The sequence below is a fragment of the uncultured Brachyspira sp. genome, assembly GCF_944393015.1.
In the GTDB taxonomy this organism is placed as follows: Bacteria; Spirochaetota; Brachyspiria; order Brachyspirales; family Brachyspiraceae; genus Brachyspira.
The window spans coordinates 1-7,095 of record NZ_CALXYQ010000107.1 but is presented as its reverse complement, the minus strand read 5'-3'; the positions used below and the strand labels follow the sequence as shown (position 1 = coordinate 7,095).

13 protein-coding genes and 1 pseudogene are annotated in these 7,095 nt (G+C 34.5%); all 14 read right to left on the bottom strand.

What is annotated here, in order from left to right:
• Positions 1–218 (bottom strand): uL14 family ribosomal protein (locus Q0K19_RS15210; protein WP_297249444.1); only part of this gene is annotated, 218 nt, incomplete at its 3' end.
• 107 nt (positions 219–325) lie between these two features.
• Positions 326–586, bottom strand: a pseudogene (gene rpsQ / locus Q0K19_RS15205) (30S ribosomal protein S17); the annotation flags it as partial.
• Between the two features lie 12 nt (positions 587–598).
• Positions 599–805 carry a 50S ribosomal protein L29 gene (gene rpmC / locus Q0K19_RS15200; protein ID WP_012671626.1) on the bottom strand — a complete coding sequence of 69 codons (207 nt, stop codon included), beginning with the start codon at positions 803–805 and terminating at the stop codon, positions 599–601.
• Complete coding sequence (rplP, locus tag Q0K19_RS15195; protein WP_008727113.1) at positions 805–1,218, bottom strand: 50S ribosomal protein L16; 414 nt, start codon at positions 1,216–1,218, stop codon at positions 805–807. The genes rpmC and rplP overlap by 1 nt, the downstream gene beginning before the upstream one ends.
• Positions 1,218–1,955 carry a 30S ribosomal protein S3 gene (gene rpsC / locus Q0K19_RS15190; protein WP_014488943.1) on the bottom strand — a complete coding sequence of 246 codons (738 nt, stop codon included), beginning with the start codon at positions 1,953–1,955 and terminating at the stop codon, positions 1,218–1,220. The genes rplP and rpsC overlap by 1 nt, the downstream gene beginning before the upstream one ends.
• Positions 1,956–1,958: 3 nt before the next feature.
• A complete protein-coding gene (gene rplV / locus Q0K19_RS15185) occupies positions 1,959–2,366 on the bottom strand; it encodes a 50S ribosomal protein L22 (RefSeq protein WP_014488944.1) in 408 nt (135 codons plus the stop codon).
• 11 nt (positions 2,367–2,377) lie between these two features.
• Positions 2,378–2,647, bottom strand: coding sequence for a 30S ribosomal protein S19 (gene rpsS / locus Q0K19_RS15180; protein ID WP_008723378.1), 270 nt, complete (start codon positions 2,645–2,647; stop codon positions 2,378–2,380).
• Entirely contained in the window at positions 2,647–3,483 is an 837-nt protein-coding gene (gene rplB, locus Q0K19_RS15175) for a 50S ribosomal protein L2 (protein WP_014488946.1), read from the bottom strand. Before rplB ends, rpsS begins: the two co-directional genes overlap by 1 nt.
• 12 nt (positions 3,484–3,495) lie before the next feature.
• Positions 3,496–3,789: a 50S ribosomal protein L23 gene (rplW, locus tag Q0K19_RS15170; protein ID WP_012671621.1), complete on the bottom strand. Its 294-nt coding sequence runs from the start codon at positions 3,787–3,789 to the stop codon at positions 3,496–3,498.
• A 12-nt stretch (positions 3,790–3,801) separates the two neighbouring features.
• Complete coding sequence (gene rplD, locus Q0K19_RS15165) at positions 3,802–4,449, bottom strand: 50S ribosomal protein L4 (RefSeq protein WP_297249439.1); 648 nt, start codon at positions 4,447–4,449, stop codon at positions 3,802–3,804.
• A gap of 28 nt (positions 4,450–4,477) precedes the next feature.
• Positions 4,478–5,131 carry a 50S ribosomal protein L3 gene (gene rplC, locus Q0K19_RS15160; RefSeq protein WP_012671619.1) on the bottom strand — a complete coding sequence of 218 codons (654 nt, stop codon included), beginning with the start codon at positions 5,129–5,131 and terminating at the stop codon, positions 4,478–4,480.
• 104 nt (positions 5,132–5,235) lie between these two features.
• A complete protein-coding gene (gene rpsJ, locus Q0K19_RS15155) occupies positions 5,236–5,541 on the bottom strand; it encodes a 30S ribosomal protein S10 (protein ID WP_008723370.1) in 306 nt (101 codons plus the stop codon).
• A gap of 81 nt (positions 5,542–5,622) precedes the next feature.
• Entirely contained in the window at positions 5,623–6,849 is a 1,227-nt protein-coding gene (gene tuf / locus Q0K19_RS15150) for an elongation factor Tu (protein ID WP_014488947.1), read from the bottom strand.
• A 75-nt stretch (positions 6,850–6,924) separates the two neighbouring features.
• On the bottom strand, positions 6,925–7,095 hold a 171-nt coding region (locus Q0K19_RS15145), incomplete at its 5' end, for a hypothetical protein (protein ID WP_297249446.1).

Below are 7,095 nucleotides of genomic sequence, written 5' to 3'. Positions count from 1 at the left end.
TCAGGGCGTCTAACTTCTTTTTTTACTCTTACTATTACAGCTTTTACTACTTTACCTTTTTCTATAGAGCAAGTAGGTATTATATCTGTTACAGAACAGATAATTACATCACCTAAAGTAGCATATCTGCGTCTGCTTCCGCCTAATACCTTAATACATTTTAACTTTTTAACGCCTGTATTATCAGCTACATTAAGAGTGCTTGGTACTTGTATCATAGTTCTTACTCTCCTTCAACCTGTGAAGAAACTGCTGCTTCAGGAGCATGTTTTTCACGTTTTAAAACATTCTCTACATCGCTGTCTATAGAATCTTTTTCTATACGCTCTGCTTTTTTGATTATTTTTGTTAATCTGAATTTTTTATCTTTACTAAGAGGTCTGCACTCTATCACTCTTACTAAATCGCCTTCATGACATTCATTTTTTTCATCATGAGCTTTATATCTTTTATTTTTACTAATAGTTTTACCATAAAGCGGGTGTTTCTGCTTGCTTTCTACTTTAACAACTATAGTTTTATCCATTTTATCAGAAACTACAATTCCCTCAAGTACTCTTTTATATTTTTTTGCTTTGCTTTCCACAGTAATACCTCACTATTTTTTTATGCCAAGTTCATGCTGACGAATAAATGTCTTAACTCTAGCTATATCTTTACGAGCTTTCTTTAATTGATGAGTTTGTCTAGCATCACCAACTACTTTTTCAAATCTATGCTCTTGATATTCTTTTTCTAATTTTAGAAGTTCACCTTTAAGCTCTTCTAAACCTAATGACTTATAATCTTTAGTGTTCTTAGCCATTATATAGCCTCCCTCTTAATGAACTTAGTTTTGATAGGGAGCTTGAAACCAGCTAGTCTGAAAGCTGATTGAGCTAATTCTTCTGGAACACCTGCTATTTCAAATATTACTTTTCCAGGTTTAACTACAGCTACCCAATATTCAACGTTACCTTTACCTTTACCCATTCTAGTTTCAGCAGGTTTTTTAGTATAAGGCTTATCAGGAAATACTTTTATCCACATTTTACCTACACGCTTAACATGTCTTGATATAGCAATACGTGCAGCCTCAATTTGTCTATCTGTAAGCCATACAGGCTCTAATGCCATAAGACCATAATCTCCGAAAGTCAAATTACTTCCTCTCTTAGATTTGCCTTTCATTCTGCCTCTATGATGTTTACGATATTTCATTCTTGATGGTTGTAACATTATCTATCTCCTTTGGCACTGATAACTTTACCTGCATCATCTTGTTTATGTTCTTTCTTATCAAGAATTTCACCCTTATAGATCCACACTTTTATTCCGATAATACCGAATGTAGTAAGTGCTTCTGCAGTGCCATAATCTATATTAGCTCTCAATGTATGTAATGGTACTGAACCATTTTTGTATTGTTCTGTTCTAGCAATATCAGCACCTGCTAAACGACCAGAACACATAACTTTTATACCTTTAGCACCTTTCTTCATAGCCTGAGTTATAACACTTTTCATAGCTCTTCTGAAAGCAACACGCATTTCTAATTGACGAGCTACGCTTTGTGCTGCTAAATTAGCATCTAACTCTGCATCTCTAATTTCTGTAATAGAGAAATGAACTGGTTTTTTAACCATTTTCTGAACAGTTGTTTTTACAGTTTCAACTCTCTGTCCTTTAGGACCTATTACAACTCCTGCTCTTGCAGTAGAGATGAAAATATTAATTCTATCTGGGAAACGTACTATTTGTATATCAGATATAGCAGGGTCAAAAGACTCTTTTTTTCCGCCGATTTTCTTTTGTTCTTCTTTTAATGTTTTATAATAATAATTCATTATATAGCGTCTGATAGATAAGTCTTCATGCAAACTATCTGCATAAGTTCTGCTATCTTCAAACCATTTACTAGACCAAGTTTTGTTAATTCCGAGTCTTAAACCTATTGGACTAACCTTTTGACCCATAGTTTATACCTCCGCTGCTTTAGGTGCTTCTTCTGTTTTAGCACTCTTAGCTTTTAATTTTTTCTTTTCAGGTTTTTTATCATCACTTAAAATTATAGTAATATGTGAAAGTCTTTTTAATATTGGATCAGCACTACCTCTGCTTGCTGCACGTATTCTTTTAAGAGTAGGTGCTTTATCAACATAAGCAGTTTTTACCCATAATGTATCTGGATTGATATTTCTTGATTGGAATATAGCATTAGCTATTCCGCTCTTAATAGCCTTTCTTAGAACTACTGATGACATCTGAGGCATTGTTGCTAGATTAGATATAGCATGGTTTACATACTCACCTTTAACAAAAGGAAGCAGTCTTGCTACTTTTCTGCGACCAATGCGTAAATAACGTACCTTTACTTTATAATCCATAGTCTAAATCCTTATTTCTTACCTACTTTAGCGGCACCGGCATGAGATATAAATTTTCTTGTTGGTGCAAATTCGCCTAATTTATGACCTATCATATTTTCTTGTATATAAACTGCTACAAATGTTTTTCCGTTATGAACATTTATAGTAAAACCTATCATTTCTGGAATAATTGTTGAAGCACGGCTATAAGTTTTTATTTGATGCTTATTATCTCCAGCTTGTATCTTCTTAAAAAGATTCTTATCTACAAAAGGTCCTTTTTTAATAGAGCGAGACATTATTTCTTACCCCCTCTTCTTTTGATTATTAATCTGTCAGAATACTTGTGTTTCTTTCTAGTCTTGTATCCCTTAGTAGGTACACCTGTAGGTGAAACCGGATGTGGGTTACCTTGTCCGCTTTTACCTTCACCACCGCCGTGTGGGTGATCTACTGGGTTCATTACAACACCTCTTACTTTAGGTCTTCTACCTTTATGTCTAGTAGTTCCAGCTTTACCGTCTGTAGTATTGAAATGATCTAAATTTCCAATCTGACCTATAGTAGCATAACAGTTTTCTAGTATTCTTCTTTCTTCGCCTGAACGAAGTCTTATTACACAATAACCGCCTGATTTAGCTGTGATTTGAGCACCACCTCCTGCTGCTCTAACAAGCTGACCGCCTTTTCCAGGAGTTATTTCAATGTTATGTATTATAGTACCTAATGGAATTTTTTTCAATGGTAAACTGCATCCAATTTTAACTTTTGCATTTTCACCGCTTACTACTCTATCGCCTACATTAAGTCCCAATGGCCATATTATGTATCTTTTCTCGCCATCTGTGTAGTGTAGTAAAGCTATACGAGCTGTTCTGTTAGGATCATACTCTATAGAAACTACTTTAGCTTCTACATCATGTTTATCTCTTCTAAAATCTACAAATCTAAATAGTTTTTTATGTCCGCCTCCGCGACGACGCATAGTTATACGACCATTTGAACCGCGTCCGCTTATACGTTTTTTTCCGCATACTAATGATTTACAAGGCTCATTTGTTGTAATATCCGAAAAATCTACTACTGTACGATAACGCAAACTTGGTGTTGTCGGTTTAAATTTCTTAATAGCCATCGGTATCCCTCATTATTTTACTATATCTATTGATTCTTTGCCGTCAAGAACTATTATCGCTTTTTTATAGCTGCGTGTATATCCGCGTCTGCTCATTCTGCGATTTTTCTTCTTAGGCTTAACATTTATTATCTTACAATCTAGCGGATGTACATTGAATATTTTCTCAACCGCTTTCTTTAATTCTGTCTTATTAGCGTCCTGTCTTACTTTAAATACATAATAACGCTTCTCTGTTCCTCTAGGCTCAGTTCTAAGCATATTACTTTTTTCTGTAAGTATAGGCTCAATTAAAAGTGAATACATGCTCATATTTTTTTAACCCTTAATTCTAGCATTTAATTTAGATAAAGCTGTTTTAGTAAAATATACCTCATCAGCATAAAATAAAGGATGTATAGACATACTGTCCGCATTTACAAGCTTTAAATCTTTGATGTTTCTTAAAGATAATAATAATTTATTATAATTATCTCCTAAAGATTCATCTTTACCTACTACAAATGCCACCTTTCTTGTATTTGGTTCTTTAACCTTACTTATAAAACTAGCCATTCTTTTTGTTTTTGGAGCGTCAAAAGTAAAATCCTCAAAAACTTTAAGAACATTGCTTCCAAATTTTAAAGATAAAACAGACAATAGAGCCTTACGTTTCATTTTCTTTGGCAATCTGTAGCTATAATCTCTAGGCTTTGGAGTATGTGTTTTACCACCGCCTACCCAAATTGGGGATCTAGTAGAACCTGCTCTAGCTCTTCCTGTGCCTTTTTGTCTCCAAGGCTTTTTACCGCCTCCTGAAACTTCTGCTCTTGTTTTTGTAGAGTGAGTTCCCTGACGTCTGTTAGCTAATTCATTTTTGATTGCTTCGTAAAGTAGATTATTGTTAACTTCTGATTTAAATATCTCATCAACAATCTCTAAATTGCCTACGCTATCTCCATTTTCATTTAGTATTACTACTTCCATTTTATCATCCTGTTATTATTTCACTCTATTAATTCATTGAGTTTTTCTTCTTGTTACGTTTCTTTACTGCTGATGTTAATTTCACTATGCTGTTTATAGCACCTGGTATAGCACCTTTTATCATAATCAAATTATCATCTGGTCTTATTTCAACTACTTTTAAGTTTTGTATAGTAGTCAAAGTATTACCCATATGTCCAGGCATACCTTTACCTTTCCATACTCTTGCAGGGTAGCTGTTACAACCTATAGAACCTGCTCTTCTTCTAAAGTTAGAACCATGGCTCATAGGACCGCCGTCATAATTATGTCTTTTCATTACACCGGCAAAACCTCTACCTTTACTCAAAGAACTAACATCTATAAAATCGCCTGCTTGAAATATATCTGCTTTAAGCTCCTGACCTACTGTATAAGAGCTAGCATCGTCCATTCTGAACTCTTTCAAATATTTCTTAGGCTCTAAATTTGCTTTTTTAAATTGACCTATTTGAGGCTTTTTTAAATGCTTTTCTTTTACGGCACCATAGCCTAATTGAATAGCACTGTAGCCATCTTTCTCATTATCTCTTATCTGCATAACTGTGCATGGTCCAGCCTCTACAACTGTTACTGCTATAGCATTACCAGTCTCATCGAAAACTGTTGTCATACCCAATTTTTTGCCAATTATTCCTACCATCGGCGAATCCTCTATAATGATTTTACTTACTACTTTTTAATGTTTCAAACTATTACAGATAAAACGTAGTAAAGCTTTATCTTTAATATTTTTTAATTAAACGCTTATTTAAGCTGAACATCAACCCCAGCTGGAAGCGCCAATTTTTTAAGAGACTCTGTTGTCTGAGGTGTTACATCAAAGATGTCTATTAATCTTTTATATATACGCATCTCAAATTGTTCTCTTGACTTTATGTTTACATGCGGACTTCTTATTACTGTTACCTTACGTATACTTGTAGGCAATGGTATAGGTCCTGATACTCTAGCACCTGTTTTCTTTACACTAGCTACTATAGACTGAGCTGATTGATCAATAAGCTCAATATCAAAGGCTTTTAGTTTAACTCGTATTTTCTGTTCTTTCATAGCTTGAATTACTCGCTTTCTCTTAATTTATTAAAGGGTATATCTTTCAAAAAAGGTATACCCTTTTATTTTCGCTCTAAATTATTCTAATATTTTTGTTACAACACCGTTACCTACTGTTTTACCACCTTCACGTATAGCGAATCTTTGTTTTTCTTCCATAGCGATTGGAGTGATAAGCTCGATAGTTAAGTTAGCGTTGTCACCAGGCATAATCATTTGTGCACCTTCTGCTAAGTTAATTACTCCTGTTACGTCTGTTGTTCTGAAGTACATTTGTGGTCTGTAACCGCTTACGAAACCGCTGTGTCTTCCACCTTCTTCTTTTTTCAAGATATAAACTTCAGCTTCGAATTTTTTATGAGGTGTAATTGTACCTGGTTTAGCCAATACTTGTCCTCTTTCTACTGCTTTACGTTCAATACCTCTTAAAAGACATCCAACGTTATAACCAGCTATACCAACAACTTCTTTCTTGAACATTTCTACACCAGTACAAGTTGTTTTTTGAGTAGGTCTGATACCAACGATTTCAACTTCGTTACCTTTCTCAATTTTACCTCTTTCAATTCTTCCTGTAACAACTGTACCTCTTCCAGGAATTGAGTATACGTCTTCGATTGACATTAAGAAGTCTTTATCTACTTCACGTACTGGATCTGGAATATATGTATCTAATGCATTTAATAAGTCTAATATACATTTACAATCTGGATCAGTTCTAGGATCTTTTCCTGCTTCGATTGCTTGAATAGCTTTGATTGCAGAACCTCTGATGATAGGAGTTTTAGAACCATCGAAACCATAGTGGTCTAATACGTCTATTACTTCTGCTTCTACTATTTCAGCCATTTCTGGGTCATCTAATTTATCACATTTGTTTAAGAATACTACGATGTAGTTTACACCTACTTGTCTAGAAAGAAGTACGTGTTCTTTTGTTTGTGGCATTACACCGTCTTCTGCTGATACTACTAAGATAGCACCGTCCATCTGAGCAGCACCTGTAATCATGTTTTTAATGTAGTCAGCGTGACCTGGACAGTCTACGTGTGCGTAGTGTCTGTTGTCAGATTCGTATTCTACGTGTGATGTTGCGATTGTTAATATTTTTGTTGGGTCTCTTCTACCTTGACTTTCAGAAGCTTTTGCTACTGAGTCATAAGCAACTTTCTGTACTGTTGCTGGGAACATAGCAGATGATACTGCTGTTATTGCTGATGTTAATGTTGTTTTACCATGGTCAACGTGTCCGATAGTACCAACGTTTACGTGTGTTTTATTACCTTCGTAAGTTCCTTTAGCCATTTTAATCCTCCAATTATTTTATCCTTTAGGAAATTTATTTTTTATTTTAATACTAATATTTTATTAGTTACTTACTTACTTATTATTACCCATTCTAGCACCGATTATCTCTTCTGCTACGTTTTTAGGTACTTCCTCATAATGTGAGAACTGCATTGTGTAGCTAGCTCTACCTTGAGATACGTTTCTTATACTTGTTGTATAACCGAACATCTCTGCAAGAGGTACTGTAGCATTAATAGATTT

Excerpts from the sequence above, each read along its gene's own strand:
- rpmC (WP_012671626.1), bottom strand. The coding sequence starts at position 805 with ATGGCTAAGAACACTAAAGATTATAAGTCATTAGGTTTAGAAGAGCTT.
- rplP (WP_008727113.1), bottom strand. The coding sequence starts at position 1,218 with ATGTTACAACCATCAAGAATGAAATATCGTAAACATCATAGAGGCAGA.
- rpsC (WP_014488943.1), bottom strand. The coding sequence starts at position 1,955 with ATGGGTCAAAAGGTTAGTCCAATAGGTTTAAGACTCGGAATTAACAAA.
- rplV (WP_014488944.1), bottom strand. The coding sequence starts at position 2,366 with ATGGATTATAAAGTAAAGGTACGTTATTTACGCATTGGTCGCAGAAAA.
- rpsS (WP_008723378.1), bottom strand. The coding sequence starts at position 2,647 with ATGTCTCGCTCTATTAAAAAAGGACCTTTTGTAGATAAGAATCTTTTT.
- rplB (WP_014488946.1), bottom strand. The coding sequence starts at position 3,483 with ATGGCTATTAAGAAATTTAAACCGACAACACCAAGTTTGCGTTATCGT.
- rplW (WP_012671621.1), bottom strand. The coding sequence starts at position 3,789 with ATGTATTCACTTTTAATTGAGCCTATACTTACAGAAAAAAGTAATATG.
- rplD (WP_297249439.1), bottom strand. The coding sequence starts at position 4,449 with ATGGAAGTAGTAATACTAAATGAAAATGGAGATAGCGTAGGCAATTTA.
- rplC (WP_012671619.1), bottom strand. The coding sequence starts at position 5,131 with ATGGTAGGAATAATTGGCAAAAAATTGGGTATGACAACAGTTTTCGAT.
- rpsJ (WP_008723370.1), bottom strand. The coding sequence starts at position 5,541 with ATGAAAGAACAGAAAATACGAGTTAAACTAAAAGCCTTTGATATTGAG.
- tuf (WP_014488947.1), bottom strand. The coding sequence starts at position 6,849 with ATGGCTAAAGGAACTTACGAAGGTAATAAAACACACGTAAACGTTGGT.